Raw genomic sequence first — 846 nt, 5'->3', positions numbered from 1 at the left:
GCCGGCGCAGGTACAGGCGTGCGGCAAACTGTTCCCACTCGGGCGCGACAAGATCGACGCGCGATTCCGCTTCGCGGATCAGCAGATCCACCAGATCATCGGCGCTGATGCTGGGCTTGCGCTCGACCATTGCCAGCACCACGCGGCGGTAGTCGGCCACATCCAGCTGCGGCAGCTCGGCGTGGATGGTGTCGATGCTGCGCAGCAGGCGTGCCGCATCGTACGGCAGGCGACGATTGCCGGCTTCCTTGGTGATCCAGGTCGGCACGCGCTCGCCGCTGGCGCGCATGGCGTCGCCGGCGCCGGCCAGGTCGGCCACGCGGAAGGTACTGTCGGTCATGGTGGTGGAACTCCAGGCTCGTACGCGCGTCGGCGCCCGATGCCATGGCGGCCCTGCACGCGATACCGGCGCGCGGGGCGAACGGGTGAAGTGCCAAGGTGCAGGAACGTAGGTCGTCGGCATCTGCCTGCGCCTGCGGCCGGTATCCGGGCCGTGGGGGCGACCTGCGTCCGCACGGTGGCGGCCGCGTCGACACGGCAAGCCTTCAGCGGCGGGCCGCGGGACGTTTGCTGCATGTCCGGCGGCGGCGGCTGACCGGGAGTGACAGCCACAACATAGTGGGGATGCCCCGAGCCGTCAACACAAGATGCAGTAATCACGTCATGTCGCGACCATCGGTCGCAGGATGCCGTGTTGCACCTCCATCACCTTGTTGACGCCGCACACGTCCCCAGTTCGGTATCACATCAACTTTTCCGGAACACCGCCCATGCGCGCTGCCCAGTACTCCACCTTCGGCAACCCGGCCGACGTCCTTGCCGTTGCCGACGCCGCACTGCCCGAAC

1 pseudogene is annotated in these 846 nt (G+C 68.1%); it reads right to left on the bottom strand.

What is annotated here, in order from left to right:
- Positions 1 to 274 (bottom strand): annotated as a pseudogene (locus tag DBR20_RS23195) (ribonucleoside-diphosphate reductase subunit alpha); the annotation flags it as partial.
- Positions 275 to 846 lie beyond the last annotated feature (572 nt).

This window comes from Stenotrophomonas sp. HMWF023 (assembly GCF_003060985.1).
Taxonomy (GTDB): Bacteria; Pseudomonadota; Gammaproteobacteria; order Xanthomonadales; family Xanthomonadaceae; genus Stenotrophomonas; species Stenotrophomonas lactitubi.
This window is presented reverse-complemented; position numbering and strand designations above follow the sequence as displayed.